The 24,683-nt window shown below is 59.6% G+C and carries 19 protein-coding genes; 10 read left to right on the top strand and 9 right to left on the bottom strand.

Annotated features, from left to right (window positions below):
• The first annotated feature begins 83 nt into the window (after positions 1–83).
• Together JZX87_RS02190 and JZX87_RS02185 are read left to right on the top strand one after the other, a co-directional pair.
• On the top strand, positions 84–2,426 hold the full coding sequence (locus JZX87_RS02190) for a glucose/quinate/shikimate family membrane-bound PQQ-dependent dehydrogenase (RefSeq protein ID WP_206823433.1): 2,343 nt from the start codon (positions 84–86) through the stop codon (positions 2,424–2,426).
• Positions 2,427–2,617: 191 nt separating this feature from the next.
• Positions 2,618–3,958, top strand: coding sequence for an enoyl ACP reductase FabMG family protein (locus tag JZX87_RS02185; protein WP_206823429.1), 1,341 nt, complete (start codon positions 2,618–2,620; stop codon positions 3,956–3,958).
• A gap of 97 nt (positions 3,959–4,055) precedes the next feature.
• Here the strand turns inward: JZX87_RS02185 and JZX87_RS02180 are convergent, their stop codons facing one another.
• The 5 genes from JZX87_RS02180 to JZX87_RS02160 form a co-directional block, all read right to left on the bottom strand.
• Positions 4,056–4,877 carry a MetQ/NlpA family ABC transporter substrate-binding protein gene (locus tag JZX87_RS02180; protein ID WP_206823426.1) on the bottom strand — a complete coding sequence of 274 codons (822 nt, stop codon included), beginning with the start codon at positions 4,875–4,877 and terminating at the stop codon, positions 4,056–4,058.
• A 32-nt stretch (positions 4,878–4,909) separates the two neighbouring features.
• Positions 4,910–5,788, bottom strand: a complete 879-nt coding sequence (locus JZX87_RS02175) for a sulfurtransferase (protein WP_206823419.1) — start codon at positions 5,786–5,788, stop codon at positions 4,910–4,912.
• Positions 5,789–5,947: 159 nt separating this feature from the next.
• On the bottom strand, positions 5,948–6,241 hold the full coding sequence (locus tag JZX87_RS02170) for a BON domain-containing protein (protein ID WP_148143105.1): 294 nt from the start codon (positions 6,239–6,241) through the stop codon (positions 5,948–5,950).
• Between the two features lie 67 nt (positions 6,242–6,308).
• On the bottom strand, positions 6,309–8,246 hold the full coding sequence (locus tag JZX87_RS02165) for a hybrid sensor histidine kinase/response regulator (protein ID WP_502711287.1): 1,938 nt from the start codon (positions 8,244–8,246) through the stop codon (positions 6,309–6,311).
• Positions 8,247–8,414: 168 nt separating this feature from the next.
• Complete coding sequence (locus JZX87_RS02160) at positions 8,415–9,551, bottom strand: helix-turn-helix transcriptional regulator (RefSeq protein WP_206823415.1); 1,137 nt, start codon at positions 9,549–9,551, stop codon at positions 8,415–8,417.
• Positions 9,552–9,732: 181 nt separating this feature from the next.
• Here JZX87_RS02160 and JZX87_RS02155 point away from each other — a divergent pair, with 181 nt between their 5' ends.
• From JZX87_RS02155 to JZX87_RS02130, 6 genes are all read left to right on the top strand, one after another.
• Positions 9,733–10,284: a hypothetical protein gene (locus JZX87_RS02155; protein WP_286194044.1), complete on the top strand. Its 552-nt coding sequence runs from the start codon at positions 9,733–9,735 to the stop codon at positions 10,282–10,284.
• A gap of 44 nt (positions 10,285–10,328) precedes the next feature.
• A complete protein-coding gene (locus JZX87_RS02150; RefSeq protein ID WP_148143109.1) occupies positions 10,329–10,601 on the top strand; it encodes a DUF4242 domain-containing protein in 273 nt (90 codons plus the stop codon).
• Between the two features lie 163 nt (positions 10,602–10,764).
• The gene (locus tag JZX87_RS02145) at positions 10,765–11,367 is read left to right on the top strand and encodes a TetR/AcrR family transcriptional regulator (protein WP_183685270.1); all 603 of its coding nucleotides are present in this window, start codon (positions 10,765–10,767) and stop codon (positions 11,365–11,367) included.
• Positions 11,368–11,426: 59 nt separating this feature from the next.
• Positions 11,427–12,590 (top strand): efflux RND transporter periplasmic adaptor subunit, encoded by a 1,164-nt coding sequence (locus tag JZX87_RS02140; RefSeq protein ID WP_502711286.1) that lies wholly within the window; start codon positions 11,427–11,429, stop codon positions 12,588–12,590.
• 28 nt (positions 12,591–12,618) lie between these two features.
• Positions 12,619–15,786: an efflux RND transporter permease subunit gene (locus JZX87_RS02135; protein ID WP_206823410.1), complete on the top strand. Its 3,168-nt coding sequence runs from the start codon at positions 12,619–12,621 to the stop codon at positions 15,784–15,786.
• Positions 15,787–15,929: 143 nt separating this feature from the next.
• A complete protein-coding gene (locus JZX87_RS02130) occupies positions 15,930–17,009 on the top strand; it encodes an enoyl-CoA hydratase/isomerase family protein (RefSeq protein ID WP_206823407.1) in 1,080 nt (359 codons plus the stop codon).
• Positions 17,010–17,614: 605 nt separating this feature from the next.
• On the opposite strand, the gene JZX87_RS02125 is transcribed toward JZX87_RS02130, so the two are convergent.
• Positions 17,615–18,013: a RidA family protein gene (locus tag JZX87_RS02125; protein WP_206823404.1), complete on the bottom strand. Its 399-nt coding sequence runs from the start codon at positions 18,011–18,013 to the stop codon at positions 17,615–17,617.
• Positions 18,014–18,172: 159 nt separating this feature from the next.
• Between JZX87_RS02125 and JZX87_RS02120 the strand changes: the two genes are divergently transcribed.
• A complete protein-coding gene (locus JZX87_RS02120; protein ID WP_206823401.1) occupies positions 18,173–18,772 on the top strand; it encodes a TetR/AcrR family transcriptional regulator in 600 nt (199 codons plus the stop codon).
• 98 nt (positions 18,773–18,870) lie between these two features.
• Complete coding sequence (locus JZX87_RS02115) at positions 18,871–20,934, top strand: ATP-binding protein (RefSeq protein WP_206823900.1); 2,064 nt, start codon at positions 18,871–18,873, stop codon at positions 20,932–20,934.
• A 17-nt stretch (positions 20,935–20,951) separates the two neighbouring features.
• Here JZX87_RS02115 and JZX87_RS02110 read toward each other — a convergent pair whose 3' ends face one another.
• From JZX87_RS02110 to JZX87_RS02100, 3 genes are all read right to left on the bottom strand, one after another.
• Entirely contained in the window at positions 20,952–22,598 is a 1,647-nt protein-coding gene (locus tag JZX87_RS02110) for a hypothetical protein (protein WP_206823399.1), read from the bottom strand.
• A 9-nt stretch (positions 22,599–22,607) separates the two neighbouring features.
• Entirely contained in the window at positions 22,608–23,624 is a 1,017-nt protein-coding gene (locus JZX87_RS02105) for a glycosyltransferase family 2 protein (protein WP_206823396.1), read from the bottom strand.
• A 77-nt stretch (positions 23,625–23,701) separates the two neighbouring features.
• Positions 23,702–24,601: a DMT family transporter gene (locus tag JZX87_RS02100; RefSeq protein WP_353654155.1), complete on the bottom strand. Its 900-nt coding sequence runs from the start codon at positions 24,599–24,601 to the stop codon at positions 23,702–23,704.
• Positions 24,602–24,683: the final 82 nt, after the last annotated feature.

Below are 24,683 nucleotides of genomic sequence, written 5' to 3'. Positions count from 1 at the left end.
GGATATTCACCAAAGGGTCAGGTCCAGGGCGCGGGCGGACAGAAGGCCTTCTGCCGCTTTATCGAGACATGACGAGGGTGCTCATGGCTATTCGGATCACGGCAATCATCATCGCGCTGATGGGGATCGCGCTTGCAGGCGGCGGGGCCTACCTGCTTTCACTCGGCGGAAGCGCCTATTATCTTCTCTGCGGACTTGGCTTTCTCATCGTCGCGGCGCTTCTCATTGCCCGCAAGCTTCTGGCGCTGCATGTCTATGCGGTGATCGTCGTTGCCTCGCTCGTCTGGGCGATATGGGAGGTCGGCTTCGACTGGTGGCAGCTCGGCCCGCGCGGCGGAGTGATCATTCTGTTGGGCATGTGGCTGCTCACGCCGTGGATCCGCCGTCCGCTCGGCTTCATCAGCCCGACGGGCGCACGTTATGGCGCAAGCGCCAAGCCGCTTGCTCTTGCGGTATCGGCTGCTGTTGTCATTGCTGTCGTCTCGATGTTCTTCGATCCACTCGGCCAGAGCGGCGATCTGCCGGAAGAAAAGGTTGCGGCAGCGCCGGTGCTCGGCGGCAATGTGCCGGATGGCGAATGGCATCAATATGGCCGCACGCCCTATGGTCAGCGTTATTCGCCGCTCGACCAGATCAATGTCGACAATGTCGGCTCACTGCAGGAGGTCTGGCGTTATCAGACCGGCGACGTGAAACGGCCGGATGATGTCGGCGAAACCACCTATCAGGTGACGCCGCTGAAAGTCGGCAACGCCCTTTATCTTTGCACGCCGCACAATCTGGCGATCGCGCTCGATGCGGCGACCGGCAAACAGATCTGGAAATATGACGCCAATTCGGGGATGAATCCCGACCGGCAGCATCAGACCTGCCGTGGCGTCAGCTATTACCGGGATCAGGCCGCGCAAGCTGGGGCGGCATGCGCAGAGCGTGTTTACCTGCCGACTGCGGATGCACGGCTGATCGCGCTCGATGCGAAGAACGGGGAGGTCTGCGCATCCTTTGCCGAGGGCGGCACGTTGCATCTCGAAAAGGGCATGAAGTACAATCCCGCCGGCTACTATTATTCCACATCGCCGCCGGCGATCGTTGGCAACAAGATCATCATCGGCGGGGCGGTCAACGACAATTATTCGACTGAGGAGCAGTCGGGCGTCATCCGCGCCTTCGACGTCAATTCCGGGCAACTGATCTGGAACTGGGATTCGGGCAATCCGACCCAGATCCAGCCGTTGCCGGAAGGTCAGACCTATACGACCAATTCGCCGAACAGCTGGTCGGTCTTCTCGGTCGATGAGGAACTCGGTCTCGTCTACATCCCGCTCGGCAACCAGGTGCCGGACCAGCTCGGTATGGGCCGTTCGGAAAACGTCGAGAAATACTCGTCATCGATCGTGGCGCTGGACATCAATACCGGTGCAGACAAGTGGGTGCGCCAGACGGTGCATCACGATTTGTGGGACATGGACGTGCCGGCCCAGCCAGTGCTGATCAATATCACCAAGCCGGACAATACCGTCGTTCCGGCGCTGGTCGGCCCCACCAAGCAGGGTGATATTTATGTGCTCGACCGTCGCAGCGGCGAGCCGATCATTCCTGTCACCGAGCAGCCGGCGCCGGGCGGCACGATCCCCGAGGATCACGCTTCGCCGACACAGCCGATCTCGGCGCTGAATTTCCGGCCGCGCACGCTGGAAGGCCGGGACATGTGGGGCGTCACCATGTTCGACCAGATGGTGTGCCGCATCCGGCTGGAGCAGATGAACTATGAGGGACAGTACACTCCGCCGTCGCTCAACGGCACGATCGTCTATCCCGGTAATTTCGGAACGTTCAACTGGGGTTCGGTCGCGGTCGATCCCGAGCGGATGGTGATGTTCGGCATGCCGACCTATCTCGCTTTTACTTCGAAACTGGTGCCGCGTGCCGACATTCCGCCGAAGGGGCAGGACGAAAAGGGATCGGAGCAGGGGCTGAATCGCAATGACGGCGCACCCTATGGTGTGTTCATGGGGCCGTTCCTCGGACCGCTGAAAATCCCCTGCCAGGCGCCGCCATGGGGTTATGTTGCCGGTGCCGACCTGCGCACCGGAGAGATCGCCTACAAGCATCGCAACGGCACCGTCATGGACATGACGCCTCTGCCCCTGACGTTCAAGGTGGGCGTGCCGGGGATCGGCGGGCCGATGATCACCAAGGGCGGCGTCGCTTTCCTCGGTGCAGCTGTGGATGATTACCTGCGGGCCTATAACCTGACCAATGGCCGACAGCTTTGGGAAGCCCGGTTGCCGGCGGGCGGGCAGGCGACACCGATGACCTATGCGGTGGAGGACGGTCGCCAGTTCGTCGTCATCGTTGCCGGTGGTCACGGGTCGGTCGGGACGACACCGGGCGATTACGTGATCGCCTATGCGCTGCCGAGATAAGTCAATGTGGCTGCGGCGAGATTTGTCGCAGCCATCGCCCTTTTTACGCACGCTAACTTAGGCGTTGTTCACGCTTTGAAATGTACAGTCACTTAATATGACTTCCTATTCCGTGCCATTCCGGTCATGAGACTGTCGACACCCTTTCCGAGTGACGACTCGAAGACCAATTTGACTAAAGAGCTGACAGCATGAAGAACCCAGTCGCAGTAAATCGCCTCGCAGAGAACACCGTCTTTCGTAAGGGCGACGTTTTCGTTCTCTTCGGCGAATTGTTCGGTCGCGGATATGCAACCGGCCTTCTCGACGAAGCAAAGCGGGCCGGCATGACGATCGTCGGTGTGACGGTCGGACGGCGCGACGAGAACAACGCGCTTCGCCCGCTCAACGCCGAAGAACTTAGCGAAGCCGAAGCGCGTCTGGGCGGCAAGATCATCAATATCCCGGTCATGGCCGGCTTCGATCTCGATGCACCTGAAGGCGGCCCGACACCGACCGAACTGCTGACCAAGCTGACCCTGGACAACTGGCAGACAGAAAAGCTCGACTGGGATTATATCCAGAAGTGCCGGGATGCAGGTACCGCGCGGTTCAAGAAGGCCGTTTCCGAAGTCATGACCGTTCTCGACGGCATGATCGGCGAAGGCCGCAACGTGTTCTTCGCCCACACGATGGCCGGTGGCATTCCGAAGGCGAAGGTCTTCCTCGTCATCGCCAACCGCATCTACAAGGGTACGGCCGCCCGCCACATGTCTTCGCAGGCGCTGATCGAAAGCGATCTGGGCAAGCTCATCCTGCAGAATTTCGACGAAGTTTCTGCCATCACCTTCCAGCATCTGATCGATGCAAGCGCCGCGATCCGTGCGCGCGTCGAGGCTGCCGGCAATCAGGTTCGTTACACGGCCTATGGTTACCACGGCACCGCAGTGCTGATCGACGGCGATTATCGCTGGCAGACTTACACGAACTACACCCAGGGTTATGCCAAGATGCGTCTCGAAGGCATCGCGGAAAAGGCCTGGGGTGCAGGCATCAAGGCCAGCGTCTACAATTGTCCCGAAATCCGCACCAATTCTTCCGACGTCTTCACCGGTATCGAGCTTCCGCTGATCCCGCTGCTTCTCGCACTGAAGAAGGAAAATGGCGGCGCATGGGCTGAAAGCCAGTGGCAGGCCTGCGAGAAGCTTCTCAAGGACGAGTTCTCGATGAAGGACGTTCTGCAGAAGATCACCGACATGCAGGGCAGCGCCGTAATGCGTCCGTTCTACGATTTCTCGGCATGGCCGATGGCCAACAGCCAGGAACAGGCTGACCTCACCATCTCGACGTCGAACGAGATTTCCCAGATGCACCGTGACGGAAAGGCTCTGATCAGCGATCTGCTGAGCGTCTTCGTGGTGGAAGCCACCGGCAAGCTCATCTTTGCCGAATCCTCCGAGCCGACCGGCCCGGTCCAGTGGCTCAACCACGACATCGTCGCCCGCCGCCTCAATGCATCGCATGCCGAGGCTGCCGCAGAAGTTGCTGCCTGAGGCATTTTCAGCCCTGCCTGAAAGCAGGGCTATTGGATTTCGATATTGGATCAAGGGTGCGGCGGTTTTCGTCGCACCCTTTTTTGTTGGGCTTTTATCAGTCCCAGGCAGGGACGGTCAGATCGCCAAAATGCTTCTTGAGGATGGCGCGGACCTCCGGCGAGTTCTGGTATGTCCTGACGAATTCCTGAACGCTTTTGTTGGCCTCATCTTCCTTTCGAACGAAGAAACGCAGGGCGTAGCGGGTCTGCACGCCGTCGAAGACGAGAGCCGAATTCGGATCGACACCGAACAGTCCCATGCCGGACGGATATCCCTGGCCGAGATCGACATCATCGAGCGCGCGCGGGATCTGCTGGTTCGGCAGTTCGACAATGTCCAGTTTCTTCGGGTTTTCGACGATGTCGGCTGGAATGGCTGCGGATGTCAGGCCATCCTTGAGCTTGATCAGGCCGATCGACTGCAGCAGTTCGAGTGCCCGGCCGCCGTTGACCGGATCGTCGGAGATCGCCACTTTCGCGCCTTCCGGCAGTTCTTCGATCGACTTGTATTTCTTCGAGTAGAGGCCAAGCTTGGTCAGCGTGCCGACGCCGATCGAGACGAAATCGTAACCGGCCTTCTTGGCATTCTGGTCGAGAAACGGCTGGTGCTGGAAGTAGTTGACGTCGATTTCCTTCGATTTCAGCGCCTCGTTGGGAACGACCCAATCGGTGAACTCGATGACCTCAACCTTCAATCCTTTTTCGGCAGCTTCCTTGGCTGCCTGATTGACGGCATCTGCCGAAAGCCCGGCATTTATGCCGATCCTGATCGGGGCAAATTCTTCAGCCTGGGCAAATGTGGGGGAAGAAATGCCGGCCAGCAGGGTAAGGCCAAGCACGGACAGGATCGCGCTGCGGCGTCCGAAAGGGAGTTTCATGATCAAATTCTTTCCTGTTTTTGAAATGTCGTTCAGCCGGTGACGAGCGGACGATCATGGTCCGAGGACCAGTCCAGCAGCGAGCCGTCGTAGACAACGGAGCGCGCGCCTGCGCCGCTCAGCGTGCGGGCAAAAACGACGTTGCTGGCTGCGACGCCCGCGCCGCAATAGGCGATCAGCGGCGCATCTGGTTTCACACCTGCATCGGCAAATATCTTTTCGATCTGTTGTTGAGAGAGGTAGAGGCCGGTGTCGGGGTCGACGAGAGAAGATGTCGGGACATTGACGCTGCCGGGAATGCGCCCCGGTCGACCATAGGCAATCGGTGCCTCGCCGCGGAAGGAGTCGGCGCCAAGGGCGTTGACCAGAGCCTCGTCTTCCGTGCGGGCGACCACCTCGTCGCTTGCGACGAAGAAGCCGGGTCGATAGGTCCAGCCGAAGGGTTTCAAGGCTGCAGGCCGGGCCTTTGCGGCGCCGGTTTCAACCGGCAGGCCGGCATTGGTCCATGCCTTCCAGCCACCATTCAGCACGGCGGCGTTTTCGAAACCGAAGGCGCGGAGCATCAGCCAGACGCGTGCCGCCCAGCCGGGCTGGCCGGTGGAATAGAGGATGACGCGGCTTTCTGCTGCAATACCGAGCCTGTTCAAGGCATTACCGAATTGTTCGGCCGAGGGGAGGGTGAAAAGCAGGTGGTCGGACGGCGTGGAAAGGTCGCGCTCAAGATCGACGAATTGTGCGCCGGGGATATGGCCCGCTTCGAATGCCCCGCGGCCATCGGCGACCGCAAAGCCGCTACCTCCATCCGTCGGGATGACTGTTGAGGTGCAATCAAGGATGACAACGTTCGGATCATCCAGTTGCGTGCCGATTTCCTCGACCGAAGCGAGGTTTCTTGGATTTTGATAAGTCATGACAATTCTTAGGTTTTTGCTGAAATCGTCATGAGTCTACACAGCCGTTACGCGGCTGGCGGCAATGCGTGTTCCAAAAATCCGGGCGATCTTAGAAAAAGCGTTACAGTCCCTCTCGATCAGATTGATGCGGAGTGTCGAGAGGGCCTGTTGGCGATATCAGATGCCGCGCTGAACCTGATCGAGGCCGGTCACTGCGATGTCATTCCTGACCTCGGTGACACCCTCGATACTACGAGCGATTTCCTCCGCGCGGGCAAGCTCTTCCTGTCTGAGGACGGAGCCTGAAAGCGTGATGGCCGTGCCGCTTGCGGTTACCATGACATCGCTTGCATCGATGCCGCCGGATGAGGCGAGGGCGTCGGAAACGGTTGCTTCCAGCGTTGCCCGGCCGGGAAACTCAACCTCGATTTCCGGCGGCGCCTCGTAGAATTGCTGATGCTTAAAGACCATGTCGATGCCTCCCGTGTTGGAACGGGGAGACAACGCATGGCGTGGTGAATGGTTCAGCGTTGATTTGTCAGGCGCGGGTGCCTGTCACCGTGCCGATCATTTCGCTCAACTGCTGTTGCGAGAAAGGTTTGGGCAGTCGGGGCAGGTGGCTGCCACTGCCGTCGGGCAGTTCGGCATAACCGGTGGCAAGCACGACGGGCAGGCCCGGCCATTCTGTGGCGATCTCGGCGGCGAGTTGCGCGCCAGTCATTTTCGGCATGGAATGGTCGGTAATGACGAGATCGATGCGATTGTCTTCCTGCCTCAATGCCGACAGCGCCTCCGGGCCGCTATAGGCCTCGATCACCTGGTGGCCGAGATCTTCCAGCATCAGGGTCGTGTTCATCAGTACGAGCGCATCGTCGTCGACGGCAAGCACGATAAGCGGGCGATCGCCGAGCTTTTCGCCGTTGCCCGGGGCTTGCGCCTTTTCCTTGGGGCAATCCTCTTCATCAATCGTCGGCAGGAAGAGCGACACGGCGGTGCCTTCATGCCTGACGCTTTCGATCGAGAGCATGCCGCCCGATTGTTCCGTCAGTCCCTGAACCATCGACAATCCCAATCCTGTTCCCTTGCCGACACCCTTTGTCGTGAAGAAGGGGGTCGTCGCGCGCGCGACCGTCTCGGGATCCATGCCCTCGCCGGTATCGCGGACGCATATACGCAGATAGTCACCGCTGCGGAGTTTTCCACCCTCTTCGCCAATTTGGTGACGTTCTGCGCTGATCGTCACTGTTCCGCCTTCGCCCATCGCATCGCGGGCATTGACCACGAGATTGAGCAGGGCGGTTTCGAGCTGCACGCCGTCGGTGAGGACATGTGGCAGGTTCGGTGGGAAGCGGGTTTCGATACGCATCGATGAACGCAGCGAGCGTTCGAGAAAGTCCATCATGCCGGCGACCAGCGACTGTACGTCGACCGGGCGCATGTTCAATTCCTGCCGGCGGGAAAAGGCGAGCATGCGCTGCGTCAGGGCCGCGCCGCGTTCTGCACCCTGAAGCGCATTGTCTATCAGCGGGCGAAGGGTCGGGTCGTCGGGCATGCGCTTGCGCAGGATTTCGAGACTGCCCATGATCGCCATCAGCAGGTTGTTGAAATCGTGGGCGATACCGCCGGTCAGCTGGCCGATCGCCTCCATCTTCTGCGCCTGGAACAGGTCTTCACGGGTCTTGGTCAGCGCCTTTTGCGCCTCGACCTTTTCCGTCACGTCCCGGGTGATCTTGGCAAAGCCGATCAGATTTCCGCTTTCATCACGGATGGCATCAATGACGACATGGGCCCAGAAAGTGGTACCGTCATTGCGTTGGCGCAGCCCCTCCCGCTCGACCCTGCCGACACGGCGGGCGATATCGAGATTGCGCTCGGGCTCACCCTTCCCCTGGTCCTCGTCGGTATAGAAGTGGGAAAAGTGCCTGCCGATCGCTTCGTCAGCGGTATATCCCTTGATGCGCGCGGCGCCGGCATTCCAGTTGGTGACGAAGCCATCGGGATCGAGCATGTAAAGTGCATAGTCGCTGACGCCGTTGACAAGCAGCTGGAATTTTTCCTCGCTGAGCCGCAGCTCCGCTTCCGCTTTCTTTCGCTCCGTCAGGTCACGTGTCACCTTGGCGAAACCCAGAAGGTGGCCATTACGGTCCCAGATCGGATCGATGATGGCATGAGCCCAAAAGCGGGTGCCGTCCTTGCGGATGCGCCAGCCTTCGCTTTCGTAATGACCGTGGGCTACCGCGGCTTCGATGGCCTGCTCCGGCAGACGGTCGAGGCGGTCCTCATTGGTGTAGAAGCGGGAGAAATGGTGACCGAGGATTTCGGCCGCCTCATAACCCTTGAAACGCTGTGCGCCGGCATTCCAGCTGACGACATGGCCGGATGGATCGAGCATGTAGATGGCATAGTCCGAGATTGCATCCACCAGCAGCCGATAGCGCTCCTGGTCGAGCAGTGAAACGTCGTGACTTTCCATCATTGCATGCATGTTCCCCCCGAAGCCGCACTCTCTCGCGGCTGGGCGCTATCTAACGCACAAACCGAAATTTCGTTCCCGCGGATTTTCTCAATTTACGCTGTATCTTGCTGATACCACTTTATCCGATAGCCTGCCAGAAAAACGGCCATTAACTTGAACAACTCATTACTAAACGTTTCTTTGTACTGGCGGCGTCAATTCCCGTATCAGTTGCTGAAGGCTGCGCTGATCTGAAGCGCCCGTCTTATCGTAGACCGCGCCCAACTGGGATTTGACCGTTCCATCGGAGACGCCCTGCGCTTCGGCAATCTGGTTGCGTGTCAGGCCTTCGGCGACATAGCCTACGACACGACGTTCGGCCGGGGTTAGTGCAAAAAGTGCCGCGACGGCTTCCAATGCTGTCTGTGTCACGGTTCCTGCGGCAGCTACGAAAATTGCGGCGGCGGCGTTGCGCTCATATCCACCGCCCTCTCGTCGGCGCTGGAGAGGCAGGACATGCGCAACTGCCGGCCTTTCGCTCGAGCCAAGCGGAACGTCGATGCCCGCGGCGCCGAGCCTGATTTCATCGCGCGCACCAAGCAGGACAGCGGTCGATAATGCGTTGCAGGCATACTCATTCAGGCAGGTCAATTTGCCGGCATGGGCGCGCAGGACATGTTGTTCGCGCAGTCTTGCTTCAGCAGTCTCGTTGGCAAAGAGGATCGACATGTCGTCTGCGACGATGAAGACCGCATGGTCGAGCGCGTTGATCACCTGGCGAAGAACGGCGCTCTTATCCCGCTCGATCTCCAACATGTCATGGATCGTTACCGCCCGCCTGATATGCGGGCCGAGCAGGCCAAGGAGATTGAAGATCGCCGGATCCTTCGGTTGATATTTGACCGAAATGTTGATCGTACCGACGCGTTGCGGGCGTTTCAGGATCGCCATGTCGATCGAGTTCAAAACGCCGTAGCGGGAATGGAAATTGCGATAGAGATCGCCGCGCTGCCAGACGTCTTCGCCGTCTGGGCCGTAAAGTGCGAACATCCGCTCCAGCGTATCCGGTTCGTCGAGTTCCATCCGGTGCAGCAGATGGAAGAAGGGCACATCCTTCGCATATCGAATGAGGGTGCGTATGGCTTCCTCGTCATCGCAGGCGATTTGCGCAAGGCTTGCGGATCGGGTCTGCGTATCGAAGACCGCAATGGTCGTCAGAAAGCCGTCAATCCTTTCGTTGATCAGACGCATGGCATTGGGCCACGACGCCTCGCTGGCGACGCAGTCGTAAATCGCGCCGATGATTTCAGACAGTTTCTGGTCCATGCGATGATCCTGCGCCTGCCGTGCCATGGCGGTCAATCTTGACAATCTGCAATTGTGATAATGTTTCGGAAAATATTGTTCATCCCCCGCACGGGAGATGCGCGGAGCGCCGTCTTTCCTAGAAATTGCGCCGGCCGGACGGGAGTTCCGGCATCAAGCACATTTTTTGGAGATGACACGCATGACGCGAATAAAAACGTTGTTGGCAATGCTTCTCGTATCTGCCGCCTTGCCGGCGGTGGCTGTTGCGGGCGGCGGCCTGCCCGACAAGGTGCGGGAGGCAAATGCCCGGTTCAAGGATGTGAAACAAGCGGTGAAGGAAGGCTATTCGCCCATTCCCTGCACGAGTGGCGTGGATGGCGGGGCGATGGGCATTCATTATGTCAATGCCGAGCTGATCAAGGACGAGGCTATCGATCTCTCCAGGCCCGAGGCCGTGATGTACGAGCCGGACACGCATGGCCGTATGGAATTGGTGGCGGTGGAATATATCACGACCAAAGGTCCGGCCAATCTGGAGGGGCAGTTGTTCAGCCTGACCGGAGCGCCCAATCGATACGGACTGCCGGCTTTCTACGAGCTGCATGTCTGGGCCTGGCGCAAAAACCCCAAGGGCACGTTTGCCGACTTCAATCCGAATGTCAGCTGCGAGCACGCTCATGCCCAGGCAGAGACGCCCGGGCCGACAAAAAGGCAGGCATTGCTGTCGACGGCTGCCGGTCACGTCCAGTAACTGCGCCAGGCAGGCGTCTCATTATTCCATCAAGGAGAATTCCTATGCCTCAATTCGTTATCGAGCGAAACATCCCTGGTCTTGGAGACATGGACCAGCAGACACTGAAGGAAATTTCGGCCAAGTCGAACGCGGTCGTCGATGGGCTGGGTGAGCCCTATACCTGGATCACCAGCTATGTGACCGGCGACAAGATGTATTGCGTCCACGAGGCCGAAAGCGCCGAGGCGATCTATCGTCACGCCAGAGAGGGCGGATTCCCTGCGGACCGCGTGACGGAGATCACCGGCCTCATCGGACCGCATTCGGGCCGGTGAGCGCGGTGGAGGGCGGCCGGCGAGGGGGCCGCCCTCCACTTATTCAATCCGTCTTTCTCCTGCAGCCAGAGGTTTTGCCGCCTGCGCCAATGTTGACAGTTTTCCTTTTATGAATTACGACTGACGAAAATTAAAATTCGTCAGTCGTAATTTGTGAGGGCTTATGGATAGTGCCGACATGCAGGCCGAAGCCGTGCGTCAGGAAAACATCACCCGGATTCTCGATGCGGCCGAGCGGCTGTTCAAGCACTACGGTTATTCGAAGACGAATGTTGCCGACATCGCCAAGGATCTGGGGATGTCGCCGGCAAACATCTATCGGTTCTTCTCGTCCAAGTCTGAGATTCACCGGGCGCTGGCTGACAGGCTGTTGAATTCCGGCCGTGCGGTCGCGCTTGAAAATGCCGCGCGGCCTGTGAGTGCCGCAGAGCGAATACGCGACCATTTCCTGCAGCAGCACGCCATCACGGTGGAGACCCTGCTGCATGAGAACAAGGTGCACGAGATGGTAATCGTCGCCATTCAGGAGCAGTGGTCGGTGATCGAGGACCACATCATGCAGATGCGCGCGATCGTTGCCGGCATCATCCGCGAGGGTATTGTCGCCGGTGAGTTTCGCGCTCAAGATGCAGACGCTGCCGCGGAATGTCTTTGTGATAGTACGGTGACCCTCTGTCACCCGCAAATCATCGCCGAATGCCTGATCGAGAACCGTCGCACGACGCCGGCCGATCTGGTCGATTTCGCCATCAGGGCGCTGAAATAGAAACACCTCGAAATCAATAGCCGGTGTCTTGAGGGCACCTTCTTCAATCGCCACCGGGAGTGGGGGCCATGTCCGTGATCCAAATTCGACGTTCTTGCGTTTTCGCAAAAGGGCTGCTTGTCGCAGTCGCTCTCAGCGCCCTTACGGCTTGCTCGGAAGAGAAAAAGGTTGAGGCACCTGATCCCGTCCGGCCGGTGAAGGTCGTCGAGATCGGTGGACCGGAGATCGGCCGCAGCCTCGTCTATTCCGGTTCCGTACGTGCCCGCACCGAGATGAACCTCGGCTTCCGCGTTGCCGGCAAGATCACCGAGCGCCTTGTCGATGTGGGTGACCGGGTTGAGCCCGGCACCATTCTCGCAAGGCTTGATGCTGTCGATTACCAGCTTTCGGTCCGTCGTGCAGATGCCGATCTTACCTCGGCGCAGAAGCAGGTTGAGATTACCGGGCTTGCCCGCAAGCGCGCCGAAACGCTGGCTGAAAAGAGCGTTACCTCCCAATCGCAGCTCGAACAGGCACAACTTGCCGCCGATCAGGCGCAATCACAGCTGCAATCGGCTGAATCGGCTCTCGAAGAGGCGCAAAACCAGGTTGCCTATACCGAGCTGAAGGCAACGCAGAACGGCATCGTGACGACTGTCAGCGCTGATGTCGGCCAGGTTGTCAGCGCCGGAACGACGGTGGTTGCCGTTGCCGTCGATGGCGAGAAGGAAGTGCAGATTGCGGTGCCGGAAACGGATATCGTGCATTTCAAGCCGGGCAAGGCGGTCAAGGCCAACTTCTGGTCGGCAAGGGATCTGGTGCTCGAAGGCAAGGTTCGCGAAGTTGCCGGTAGCGCCGATGCGCAGTCCCGTACCTTTGCCGTCCGCGTCAGCCTTCCAGCCGACGACCGTGTGCTGATCGGCATGACGGCAACGATCGATGCGGTCGAGGACAATGTGGTGCCGACCTTCGGCGTGCCGCTCGCAGCGCTTGCCCAGAAGGACGGCAAGCCGGTCGTCTGGATCGTCGAGCGCGACAAGGGCGAGGTCAGCTCCCGCGCCGTCAAGGTCGCCGGTTATGGCGACAGTGTCGCCCGCATCTCGGAAGGGCTTGCCAAGGGTGACCTCGTGGTCTCTGCCGGTACCCAGTTCATGCGGGACGGGTTGAAGGTCAAACTGCCCGAGACGGTTGCGTCACGCTTCGGCAGCGTTTCGACCCAGTCCACTGCTTCGATACAGCCTTAATCGCCCTGCGCTGAAAAGGACAACCCCAATGAGTTCTTCCAATCAGGCACATCCGCAGCAAAAGGGCGGTTTCAATCTGTCGCGCTGGGCGATCGGCCATCCGAGCATCGCGCGCTTCCTGTTCGGCCTCATCATCGTCATGGGTGCACTCGGCATCATGAACATGGGGCAGAAGGAAGATCCCGACTTCACCTTCCGCGTCATGGTGGTGCAGAGCGCCTGGCCGGGCGCCTCGGTCGACGAGATGCAGAACCAGGTGGTCAACAAGATCGAGCGCAAGCTGCAGGAAACTCCGCATCTCGACTGGATCAAGTCCGATACGCGCGCCGGTTTTTCGATCTCGACCATCCAGGTCAAGGGCGATACGAATGCGCAGGACGTGGCAGACGCCTTCTACCAGGTGCGTAAGAAGATCAGCGACATCAAGCAGGACCTGCCGACCGGGCTGCGCGGCCCCTATTTCAACGACGAATTCGGTGACACCTATATCACCCTGCATGCAATTACCGGCGACGGTTACGGTTATCCGGAGCTGAAGAAGTTCGCCATCCAGGCGCGTGACATGCTGCTTACCGTGCCGGGTGTCGAAAAGGCGACCATTCTCGGCGACCAGCCGCAGAAGATCTTCATCGACGTTTCCTCGAAGGCGCTTGCCGAGCGTGGCCTGACCGTCACCGACATCCAGACGGCACTCGCCGGCCAGAACGATATCGATGCATCCGGCAGCGTCCAGACCGCCGACCGTTCGGTGCGCATCTCTGTCGAGGGCGGCGTGACGACGCCGGAGGATATTCGCGAACTGAGGATCAAGACCGGCAACCAGGTCATCCGGCTCGGCGATATCGCCACCGTCAAGGACGGGCTGGTCGATCCCTATGAGCGCAAGTTCCGTTTCAATGGACATGACAGCGTGCAGCTGGGCATCGTCATGGCGAACGGCTTCAAGGTGACGGATGTCGGCCACAACGTCGAGGCAATGTACGAGCGTTTTGCCGAAACGCTACCGATCGGTGCCGAAGTGCACCAGATTTCCAACCAGCCGGAAGTCGTGACCGAAGCTGTCGGCGAATTTACCCAGGCACTGATGGAGGCGCTGGCAATCGTGCTCGTCGTCTCGCTGATCTCGATCGGCTGGCGTTCGGGCATCGTGATCGCGATCGCCATTCCGCTGGTACTCGCAGCAACGCTCGCCATCATGTATTATCTCGGCATCGAGCTGCAGCGTATCTCGCTCGGCGCGCTGATCATTGCTCTCGGCCTGCTGGTCGATGACGCGATGATCGTGGTCGAGATGATGGAGCGGAAGCTGGAAGAGGGGCTTCCGCGGCTCGAGGCTGCGACCTTCGCCTATTCCTCCACCGCCTTCCCGATGCTGACCGGCACGCTGATCACCACTGCGGGCTTCATTCCGGTAGGCTTCGCGGATTCGACCGCTGGTGAATATGTCCGCTCGCTGTTCTATGTGGTCGGCATCGCGCTGGTCGTGTCGTGGTTCGTGGCAGTCTACTTCACGCCTTGGCTCGGCTACATGCTGTTGAAGCAGCGCGCCCATGCGGGGACAGGCCATCATCACGACGCCTATGATACGCGGATGTATCGCGGCGTGCGGCATGCGGTGACCTGGGCCGTCCGCCACAAGGCGATTATCCTTCTCTCCACGCTCGGCATCTTTGCCGGCAGCTTGTGGTCGTTCCAGTTCATTCCGCAGAGCTTCTTCCCGCAATCGTCGCGGCCGGAAATCCTGGTCGACATGTGGCTGCCGGAAGGGACCGCGATCGAGGAAGTGGAACGTCAGGCCAAGGCGCTCGAAGACAAGATCATGCGCGATCAGGACAAGACCTTCATCGCCACCTTTATCGGTGAAGGCGCACCGCGCTTCTTCCTGCCGCTCGACCAGCAGCTTCGCAACCCGAACTATGCCCAGTTGTTGATCATGTCCAAGGGGCTGGAAGAGCGCGAACGGATGATCGTCAAGTTGCGGCAGATACTGGCCGACGATTTCCCGACCGTGCGCAGCAAGGTTGACCGCCTGTTCCTCGGCCCGCCGACCGGCTGGCCTGTGCAGATGCGCGTCATCGGTCCGGACAAGGCGGAAGTGCGCCGTATCGCCGATCAGGTGAAGGAGCGTTACCATCAGAACCCGCTTTTCGGTTCGATCCACGACGACTGGATGGAGCCGGTGCCGGGCATGAAGCTGGTGATAGATCAGGACCGCGCCCGGGCGCTCGGCGTCTCGTCTCAGCGCGTGCGGCAAATGCTGCAGGCTGCAACCGCCGGTGCTCCACTTGCCGATTTCCGCGATGGCGAGGAAACAGTCTCGATCGTCCTGCGCGAACCGGATGCGACCCGCGACCTGCTCTCTGCCGTGCAGTCGGTCTATGTGCCGACCGATTTCGGTGGCTTCGTGCCGGTGTCGCAGATCGCCGAAGTCGTGCCCGTCATGGAGCAGGGGATCGAATGGCGGCGCGACCGCCTGCCGACGATCACCGTCAAGGCAACGCTGCCTGATGGTATCGAGTCGACCCAGGCATCGATCAACTTCTACAATTCCATCGCCGACCTGAGATCTGCACTTCCGACCGGTTACAAGATCGAGATCCAGGGTGGCGCGGAGGATGCTGCCGAAAGTCAGGCATCGATTGCCGCCAAGGCGCCGATCATGCTGCTCGTCATCATGTTGCTCCTGATGATGCAGCTGAGGCATTTCGGCAAGGCGATGCTGGTGCTGGCCACCGGTCCGCTCGGCATCATCGGCGCTGCAATGGCGCTGTTGATCACCGGCGCGCCTTTCGGCTTCGTGGCGATCCTCGGTGTCATCGCGTTGCTCGGCATCATCATCCGCAATTCGATCATCCTGATCGACCAGATCGACCAGGATATTACGGCGGGCATGCATCGTCAGGAGGCGATCATCGGCGCTGCCGTGCGCCGTTTCCGGCCGATCATGCTGACCGCAATGACGGCGGTGCTGGCGCTGATCCCCATCTCCTGGGGTCTGTTCTGGGGACCGCTCGCCTATGCGATGATGGGCGGTATCATGGTCGCCACCGTGCTGACCATCCTGGTCCTGCCTGCGGGTTACGCCCTGTTCTTCGGCCGCGAGCCGAAGGTGAAGGAGGGCGAAAACGAGAAGCCGCCTGCCAATCAGGGTGATCTGTTCGAAGGTCGTCGGGATCTACCGATGGCTGCGGAATAAGAGCTTGGGCGCCGGCCTGTTCAGGCAGGCGCCCTCGCTCCGTCTATCTCGCCGATGCGGCAATCCGGTCCGATATTTTGTCTGGCCTCACCGCTTTGCCGCCCGTTATGATCGGGAACCGTCAATGACATCTCGAGGCAGGCATGAGCGACAGCGCAGTTCAGACCGACGAAATCCTTTTCGACCGCATCGGGTCGGCGGCGATCATCAGGCTCAACAGGCCGAAGGCGCTGAACAGCCTCAACCTTGCCATGGTGCATGCGATGAAGCCGGCGATGGAGCGCTTCGCCGGAAGCCCTGAGATTTCCTGCGTTATCTTGATGGGCGAGGGCGAGCGTGGGCTTTGCGCCGGCGGTGATATCCGGGCCATCTATCAGCTCGGCAAGGCCAATGATCCGGAAGTTACCCGGTTCTGGCGCGAGGAATTTCCGATCAACTACACGATCGCGCGTTATCCCAAACCCTATGTGGCAGTGATGGACGGCATCGTCATGGGTGGCGGCGTCGGGGTCGCGTCGCATGGAAAGCACCGGATCGTTACCGAACGGACGAAGCTTGCGATGCCGGAAACCGGGATCGGTTACGTGCCCGATGTCGGTGCGACATGGCTTCTGCCGCGTGCACCGGGTGAGGCAGGGACGTGGATGGGATTGACCGGCGAGATCGTCGGTGCCGCGGACGCGATCTATGCAGGTTTCGCGGATTACCATGTGCCTTCGGAACAGCTCGGTGCGATGACAGAAGCGCTGAGCGCGCTTCGTGCCGGGGCGTCGGATGCGGATGTTGCTGCGGTGATCGGCAGGTTTTCGACCGCACCGGGAGAGAGCAGGCTTGAAGGGCAGCGGGCGCTGATCGACCGAGTATTTTCCTTCGATACCATCGAAGGGATCCTTGCGGCATTGGACAGGGAAGAAGGCGATTTCGCCGAGTTCACGCGGGGCGTGATCGTCAAGCGTTCGCCGACAAGCCTCAAACTGACGCTGAGATTGCTGCGTGCCGGGCGGAAAAGCTCAAGCCTGGTGGAATGCCTGGAGCGGGAATTCACCGTCGCTTCGGAGCTTCTACGCAACCGCGATTTCTATGAGGGCGTGCGTGCTGCGGTGATCGACAAGGATCGCAATCCGCAATGGCAGCCTGCGACGCTTTCCGAGGTGACGGAGGCGGAGCTGGATCGGTATTTCGTCGGCGGGCATGCGCCGTTGTTTGCCGATCACCGGTTGTAGTGGTCTGCGGACCTTGAGCGAGGATATACCCCCTATGCCCTGCCGGGCATCTCCCCCACAAGGGGGGAGATCAGCAAGATGCCTGCGCCCAGTCCCCAAGCAAATGTCATCTTTATCTTGGCTGAATTCTGCGCCGAATAGGAAGCGAAGGTCGTGCCAAGTGTGATCTCCCCCTTGTGGGGGAGATGCCCGGCAGGGCAGAGGGGGGTAATGGCTGCAAACTCCCATATACACGCAGGCTCGCGCCGGCGTGGTTGAAGCGGGAATGGGGCAGGCAGTGGGTATCGGGGTATGAGGTAGATCTTGGTCTGCCTGCCCCGGCCGGTTCATTTGGTCTTTCCGGGACTTGTCAGTTCCCGTTTGACCGCATTCACGACCATCACCGGAAACCGAGTTGCGACCCGTTGCGAAGGAGGCCGGTTCGCGAACCCGGTTCCCATCCGATGACGGGGATATTGTCGCGCTATCGCCCGGCGTGAGGATGAAACGGACCCGGCATTCGGGCCAAGTCCTTTCGGTGCCACGGGAATAATTTCGGTGCCGGGTGATATCATCCCCGCCAAACGCAGGCATTGTATCATGTCGCCCCGTGTGCAGGCGGCGTGTCAGGCCGACTGCGGAACGCGGGCGATGACCTTGATTTCGAAATCGAAGCCCGAGAGCCATGTGGTGCCGATGGCCGTCCAGTTGGGATAGGGGGGCGAAGGGAAGATCCGGCTCTTCACCTCCATGATCGTGCCGAACTGGTTTTCGGGGTCGGTGTGGAAAGTCGTGACGTCGATGATGTCGTCGAGCCCCGCGCCGGCCGCCTTCAGGACGGATTTGAGATTGTCGAAGGCCAATTTTACCTGTGCCTTGAAATCCGGTTCCGACGTGCCGTCCTCGCGGCTGCCGACCTGGCCCGAGACGAACAGGAGATCGCCGGAACGAATGGCGGCGGAATAGCCGTGCTGCTCATAAAGAGCGTGGCGGTTCGGTGGGAAAATGGTTTCGCGCTTTGTCATGATCTGACCTTTCCTTGCAATTTCTGGAATCGCGCATCCGATGGAATGCGACTTCACAAGCCGGGGTCGAATATGATATACGGCCCGTATGTAGATTGGTCGCATACGTCTCGTATGTCAAGTTCATATACGTAGCGTATCTGAAATCCGGAGTCCGTCATGGCTGGAAAACGTCTGGAAAAGATGGAGGAGAACCGCGCGAAGCTGATCGCGGCGGCGCGTAAGGCCTTTGCGGAAAAGGGTTATGCGAATGCCTCGATGGACGATCTGACGGCGGAGGCCGGGCTGACGCGCGGGGCGCTCTATCATAATTTTGGCGACAAGCGTGGCCTGCTGGCGGCGGTTGTCGATCAGCTAGACGGGGAGATGGCGGCCCGTGCCCGAGAGATTGCAGCAAAGAAGGCATGCGGCGACGAGGGAGATATCTGGCAGGCGCTGCTCGCCGAAGGAGCGGCCTATATCGAGATGGCGCTCGACCCGGAAATCCAGCGGATCGTGCTGCTCGACGGGCCGGCGGTGCTTGGCGATCCGTCGCAGTGGCCGAGCCAGAACAGCTGCCTTGCCGAGACGCGCAAGGGGGTGCGGTCTCTGGTCGAAAGCGGGGTGATGAAGCCCGTCGATATCGAGGCCGCGTCGCGGTTGCTAAACGGTGCGGCGCTCAACGCCGCGCTCTGGGTCGCAGCAAGCGACAACCCGGCGGAGGTGCTGCCCAAGGCGGTGGAAGCTTTTGCGCTGATGGCGGGCGGATTGAAGGCGTAGTCGCGATATTTGTTGGCTGGCAACCGATTTCCTTGTTTCGGCGTTATGGTATTCACGTCCATCGCCGTTAAGAGGATCTGTCCTTGAGTTCTGACGAAATGCTTCATTTTCCGGATGACGATGCCCTTTTCCGGAGCGAAGCGCGATATCGCGCGCTTTTCGAGGCGATCGACGAAGGTTTCTGCATCATCGAATTCATCGACGGTCCGCATGGGCCGCTAAGCGACTATGTTCATATCGAAGCCAATACCGGTTATGAACGGCAGACGGGGATTGCCGATATCGTCGGGAAAAGGCTGCGGGAGATCGAGCCCGATGCAGCGGACAAGTGGATTGCTCTTTACGGCGATGTGCTGAAGACCGGCAAGACGGTTCGCTTCGAGCAGAAATTCGAGGCGATCGGCCGGCACATAGAGGTGTCGAGTTCACGGGTGGAGCCTGCGAGCCTAAGGCAGGTCTCGGTCATGTTCCGCGACATCACCGCTCGCAAACAGGCCGAGGAAGCATTGCGTGCCAGCGAGGCGGTGGCTCGTCGAAACGTTCAGCGGGTACAGCTCGCACTCGCCGCAGGTGCTATCATCGGCACCTGGTTCTGGGACGTGCAGGCCGACCGCTTCACCGGAGACGACGCTCTGGCGACCGCCTTTGGACTGGATCCGGGACTCGGCCACAGCAATCTAACGCTCGACCAGGTTACAGAAACGGTCCATCCCGACGACAGGGCGGGGCTGTTGGAGGCAATTGCCGATGCCTTGAAGCGCGGTGGCCCGTATATCCATCAATATCGCACGAGGCGACACGACGGGAACTATTACTGGCTCGAAGCAAATGGTCGAGTAGAACTGGGACCGGACGGGAAAGCCCTGAATTTTCCCGGCGTGCTGATCGACATAGAACAGCGACGTTCGGTCGAGGCAGAGCGCGACAAGGCGACTTCTGACCTCAAGGCGCTGAACGAGACGCTGGAGCAGCGCGTGGCCGAGCGCACAGCCGAGCTGATGCGTGCCGAAGAACAGTTGCGCCACTCCCAGAAGATGGAGGCGGTTGGCCAGCTGACCGGCGGGCTGGCGCATGATTTCAACAATCTGCTGGCCGGCATTTCCGGCTCGCTTGAGTTGATGCAGACGCGGCTGGCGCAGGGTCGGATCAGTGACCTTGATCGTTATCTTACTGGTGCGCAGGGGGCTGCCAAACGCGCCGCTGGCCTGACGCAGCGATTGCTTGCCTTTTCACGCCGGCAGACGCTCGATCCGAAGCCGGTGCTTCTCAACCGCCTTGTTTCTGGCATGCAGGACCTGATTACCCGCAGCGTCGGGCCGACAATCCATGTGGAGACTGCATTTGCCGGTGGGCTCTGGACCACATTCGTGGATGTTGGGCAGCTCGAAAATGCTTTGCTCAACCTGTGTATCAATGCACGCGATGCGATGCCCGACGGTGGCAAGCTGACGATCGAGACATCCAATCGCTGGTTCGACGAGCGGGCTGGCCGCCAGCGCGGTCTTCCGCCTGGGCAATATGTGTCGCTCTGCGTCAGTGATACCGGGACGGGCATGTCGCCGGAAATCGTCGAACGCGCCTTCGATCCGTTCTACACGACCAAACCGATCGGGCAGGGTACGGGTCTCGGGCTTTCCATGGTCCATGGTTTTGCCGGTCAATCCGGTGGTACGGCGCGGATTTATTCGGAACCTGGCAAGGGAACGATGATCTGCATATACCTGCCGCGCCATCTTGCCGATGACGTGGGTGAGGAGGATGTGGTCGATGTGACCGCAACACCGCACTCCGCCGAGCACGAAACTATCCTGGTGGTCGATGACGAGCCGCTGGTGCGCATGGTGGCCGTCGAGATACTCGAAGAGCTTGGCTATCACGTGCTTGAGGCCGCTGATGCGCCGACGGCGCTGAAGATCATCAATTCAGGCCAGCCGATCGATCTCCTGGTAACCGATGTCGGTCTGCCTGGCGGCATGAACGGGAGGCAGCTGGCGGATGCGGTGCGTGCGGAGCGGCCCGACTTCAAGGTGCTGTTCGTCACCGGTTATGCCGAAAACGCTGTGCTGAACCACGGCCACCTGGAGCATGGCATGCATGTGATGACCAAGCCGTTCCTCAGCGATGCTTTTGCGCGGCGGGTAAAGGATCTGCTGTCGGAATAGGCCGGCGGTCATTGTCGTTACTGGCTCGGATGCTCGATGCGGTAGAGGCTTGCAAAACCTTCGTCGGCGACCAGATGAACGGTGTCGATTACCGGCATCGGATGGTCCGGGCTGGCCATATCCGCATTCAGCACCAGCACATAGTCGAAGCGGCTCTTCCAGTCCGCCATATAGGGTGCATAATCCGGTGCCGGTTCGTTGAGCATATCGGTGGGTATCGGAATGCCTTCCGGTACTGCGATCTCGCTCCAAGGCTCTCTGACGCGCAGCGGCTGCTTGCCGGTTGCCGTGAACAGATATGGCATGAAGGCATCCCGCTCGAAGCTTACCAGCGCGGGGTAATGGATATAGCTCGGAAACATGCTGCCGACTATACGCCCGACTGGCATGTTCACCAGATCTTCGGGAGCCGTTTGCGCATGGGCCGGCAGAACTGCACTGCCGGGCTCGACCTGTTGCAGCGCCCGTTCCATGGCTGCGATATCCGCATTACGCTGCAGCCACACATATTCGATGTAGACCGTGCGGGAGACGACAAGAATAAGGACCAAAGGCAATGCCAGGGATGACAATCGTCCCTTTACCTGCGGCCTTAACCCTGCTGCGGCAGCAAGGGTCATCATGCATGGCAGGCGGACGTCCATGCCTCCGGTCGACAGGACAGTCGTCGGCATGAACATCGACAGAATGCCGGTGACGATCGCAACCAGTACGAGACCCAAATGCACGGTCATGGTCCTGTACCGGATGGTTTCCCTGACAAGCACGATAAAAAGCGCCAGGTAGATCATATCGATGCGCGCATCATAGGTTCTGAAATAGATGAGCAGAACCTGCAGCGAGCGTATGGCTGACGGATTGTCCCAGTGCATGCTGTCGAGCAGAGATGTATCTGCCTGACCTGGCAATGAAGGGCCGAACAGAAGAAAGATGACCAGCGGCAGGAAAACGGGGATGATCGCGAGCATCATCCGGCCCGTGGCGGCAGCAAACGTTTTGGCTTGCCGCAGAGGGGCGGCCGATGGCCCAAAAGCCAGTGCTGCCAGCAGCGCGGTGTAGAACAGAAGGCCGAAAGGATGCGCGGTCAGGAGGATCGCTGCGCAGATTGCTCGCAGCGCAAGGACGACGGCAAGACCGCGATGCTTTAAGCATTCATCGAGATAGGCAAAGACCAAAGCAAGCCCAAGGCTGATCGAAAAGCTCAGAAAGCCGAAGAGAAGGACGGCATTCCAGGCCAGTGCGAAGCAGAGCAACTGCCACCAGTGAAAGCCGCCGAAGAGCTTGCGATTGAGGAGGGTGACACCGATCGGCGGCAGGAGGAGGGCCAGCCCGAGGACGAAGGGGGCGATAAAATCCATCGTTGCGATCTTGCCGATTACGAAGGCCAGAAGGTCGATGGCAATATTGGTCCAGGCGACGTTCCAGTCGATCTGGTAGAATTGCGACATCATCGGGCGCTCGATGCCGCCGGCGAGAAGCCAGAGCCGTACATAGTGGTTGGCATAATCGGTCATCGGCGGAAAGCGTACCGAAAGGACCGGGATCAGTGAAATGAGCGCGACGAGAATGATGAGAGCCACGATCCGTCGATCGGAAACGCGGGCGGCTTTCCTTTCGCCAGCCGTCGTTGTCGCGATGTCATCCGTTTCCGGTGTCATCGTCATACTTGCTCCCTAGCGAGAAATGCGGTTTTCCGATCGCGGATATTCGGTCACGGCTTTCCTGAGGCTCTGGATGTCACCCGGGGTTTCCGCCATCGCGTCCTTGCGGCAGATCCTGCCAATGGTGAACAGGGGGCGGCCCTTGACCTCTTGAACGACACGGCCGAGATATTCGCCGAATACCCCCATGACGAAGAGCTGCGTGCCGGAAAAGAAGGAAATCGCGACGACGGAGCTGGCCCAGCCCGGTACGACATTGCCGACCGACCACTGGAACACGGCGTAGAACAGGATGGCGAAGGCGAACAGCGACGACATGAGGCCAAGCCAGACGGCGGCGCGCAACGGCTTGGTGGAGAAGCTGGTCAGGGCGTCAATGGCAAGCGAGATCATCTTGCGCAGCGGATATTTGGTTTCGCCGGCAAAACGCGCATCCCGTGCATAAGGAAAGGCGGCCTGTCGCCCGCCGATCCAGCTGACCATGCCGCGGATGAAGCGGTGCCTTTCGGGCATATTGTTGAGGATATCGACGACCGGGCGCGACATCAGCCTGAAATCACCCGTATCTTCCGGAATGGCAACCGACGAGAGCCTATTCAGCAAACGATAAAAGACAGTTGCTGTCAGTCGCTTGAATGTGGTCTCTCCGGCGCGGGCAATGCGTTTCCCATAAACGACGTCGTAACCTTCATCCATAAGCCTTGCCATTAAAGGCAGCAATTCGGGAGGATCTTGCAGGTCGGCGTCGATCAGGAGAACGCGATTTCCCGCCGCAATGGAAAGTCCGGCTGTCGCTGCCAGCTGGTGTCCGTGATTGCGGAAAAGCTGGACGCCGACGATTCGCGGATCGTTTTGAGAAAGCGTTTCTATCATCGGCCATGTGCGGTCGGACGATCCGTCATCGACAAAGACGATCTCATAGTCCCGGGTGACCGCGGCGCAGGCCCGCGACATTCTGCCGGAAAACTCTTCCAGTACAGCCTCTTCGTTGAAGCAGGGGACGACGACGGACAGCTCGGTTCTGGTCATGCAACCAGAATAGTTTTTGCCGCTTAAGATAGAATTACTTTGCTATGTCCGGTTGCCGCCGACATATGCTGTCGATGTTATTTGATCCCGAGCCTGTGCTCCCGAAAGACGGTGAACAAACCGGCCGCAACGACGATAATGGCGCCGACGATCATATTGATCGTGATCGTTTCGCCGAAGAAGATGGTTGCGACAGCGACGCTGAGCACGATCTGCAGATAGGTGAGTGGCTGGACTTCGACGGCGGTCAGCGTCGAATAGGCCTTGATCAGGAAGAAATGGCTGGTCGCGCCGCAGACGCAGAGCGCAAACAGGGCCGGCCAGTGTTCCGGCGCGATAGGAACCCAGTAGAACGGGCCGATCGCAGTCGCGACGATCGCGCCGAAGACGCCGGTATAAAGCACGCTGGTGACGGCTGAATCCTCGCGGCCGACAGCGCGGGTGGAGATGCCGTAGAGACCGAAGGCCAGTGCGCCTGCCAGTGGCCAGAGCAGCTGGAGATCGAACCGGACGCCGACCGGATTGAGGATGATCAGCACGCCGAAAAGGCCGACCACGATCGCGGTTCCACGCCGCCAGCCGACTTTTTCCCCCAGGAGCGGCACAGAGAGGATGGTAATGATAAGTGGCGTCGCCTGAAGGATTGCCTGGGTCATGGCCAAGCCTGCCCCGGTATAGGCATAAACGACGATAAAGATTTCGAGCACCAGCAGCGGCCCACGCAGCATCTGCAGGAAAGGTCTGCGGCTGACGAACGCCTTGCGTAACCCGCCGGGTGAGAACGCAGCGAATACGACAACAAAGGCCGCAAAAGCCCAGAAGCGGATCATCGTGAAGCCGATGACCGGATATTTGTCGGCAAGGTATTTGGAGCATCCGTCCTGAATGGCGAAAATGGTTATGGCCAGCAGGACGTAGAAATAGCCAATGCTCTTGTTCTTCATGTGGGTGACGACTTCGGCAAGGAATGCGGACAAGGGAAATGAGCCGGGCTGTCGAAAAGGGCAGGAGGGCTGCATCCCGGTCCTATAAGGTTGTGCATCGCTTCGCCAGACCGAC

Source organism: Agrobacterium sp. Ap1 (assembly GCF_017313375.1).
Classification (GTDB): Bacteria; Pseudomonadota; Alphaproteobacteria; order Rhizobiales; family Rhizobiaceae; genus Neorhizobium; species Neorhizobium cellulosilyticum.
The sequence above is the reverse complement of the archived record's forward strand: the minus strand, read 5'-3'. Positions and strand labels throughout refer to the sequence as shown.

What these genes read in the sequence shown, in the direction of transcription:
- JZX87_RS02190 (WP_206823433.1), top strand. Translation starts at nt 84, where the DNA reads ATGGCTATTCGGATCACGGCAATCATCATCGCGCTGATGGGGATCGCG.
- JZX87_RS02185 (WP_206823429.1), top strand. Translation starts at nt 2,618, where the DNA reads ATGAAGAACCCAGTCGCAGTAAATCGCCTCGCAGAGAACACCGTCTTT.
- JZX87_RS02180 (WP_206823426.1), bottom strand. Translation starts at nt 4,877, where the DNA reads ATGAAACTCCCTTTCGGACGCCGCAGCGCGATCCTGTCCGTGCTTGGC.
- JZX87_RS02175 (WP_206823419.1), bottom strand. Translation starts at nt 5,788, where the DNA reads ATGACTTATCAAAATCCAAGAAACCTCGCTTCGGTCGAGGAAATCGGC.
- JZX87_RS02170 (WP_148143105.1), bottom strand. Translation starts at nt 6,241, where the DNA reads ATGGTCTTTAAGCATCAGCAATTCTACGAGGCGCCGCCGGAAATCGAG.
- JZX87_RS02165 (WP_502711287.1), bottom strand. Translation starts at nt 8,246, where the DNA reads ATGATGGAAAGTCACGACGTTTCACTGCTCGACCAGGAGCGCTATCGG.
- JZX87_RS02160 (WP_206823415.1), bottom strand. Translation starts at nt 9,551, where the DNA reads ATGGACCAGAAACTGTCTGAAATCATCGGCGCGATTTACGACTGCGTC.
- JZX87_RS02155 (WP_286194044.1), top strand. Translation starts at nt 9,733, where the DNA reads ATGACGCGAATAAAAACGTTGTTGGCAATGCTTCTCGTATCTGCCGCC.
- JZX87_RS02150 (WP_148143109.1), top strand. Translation starts at nt 10,329, where the DNA reads ATGCCTCAATTCGTTATCGAGCGAAACATCCCTGGTCTTGGAGACATG.
- JZX87_RS02145 (WP_183685270.1), top strand. Translation starts at nt 10,765, where the DNA reads ATGGATAGTGCCGACATGCAGGCCGAAGCCGTGCGTCAGGAAAACATC.
- JZX87_RS02135 (WP_206823410.1), top strand. Translation starts at nt 12,619, where the DNA reads ATGAGTTCTTCCAATCAGGCACATCCGCAGCAAAAGGGCGGTTTCAAT.
- JZX87_RS02130 (WP_206823407.1), top strand. Translation starts at nt 15,930, where the DNA reads ATGAGCGACAGCGCAGTTCAGACCGACGAAATCCTTTTCGACCGCATC.
- JZX87_RS02125 (WP_206823404.1), bottom strand. Translation starts at nt 18,013, where the DNA reads ATGACAAAGCGCGAAACCATTTTCCCACCGAACCGCCACGCTCTTTAT.
- JZX87_RS02120 (WP_206823401.1), top strand. Translation starts at nt 18,173, where the DNA reads ATGGCTGGAAAACGTCTGGAAAAGATGGAGGAGAACCGCGCGAAGCTG.
- JZX87_RS02115 (WP_206823900.1), top strand. Translation starts at nt 18,871, where the DNA reads ATGCTTCATTTTCCGGATGACGATGCCCTTTTCCGGAGCGAAGCGCGA.
- JZX87_RS02110 (WP_206823399.1), bottom strand. Translation starts at nt 22,598, where the DNA reads ATGACGATGACACCGGAAACGGATGACATCGCGACAACGACGGCTGGC.
- JZX87_RS02105 (WP_206823396.1), bottom strand. Translation starts at nt 23,624, where the DNA reads ATGACCAGAACCGAGCTGTCCGTCGTCGTCCCCTGCTTCAACGAAGAG.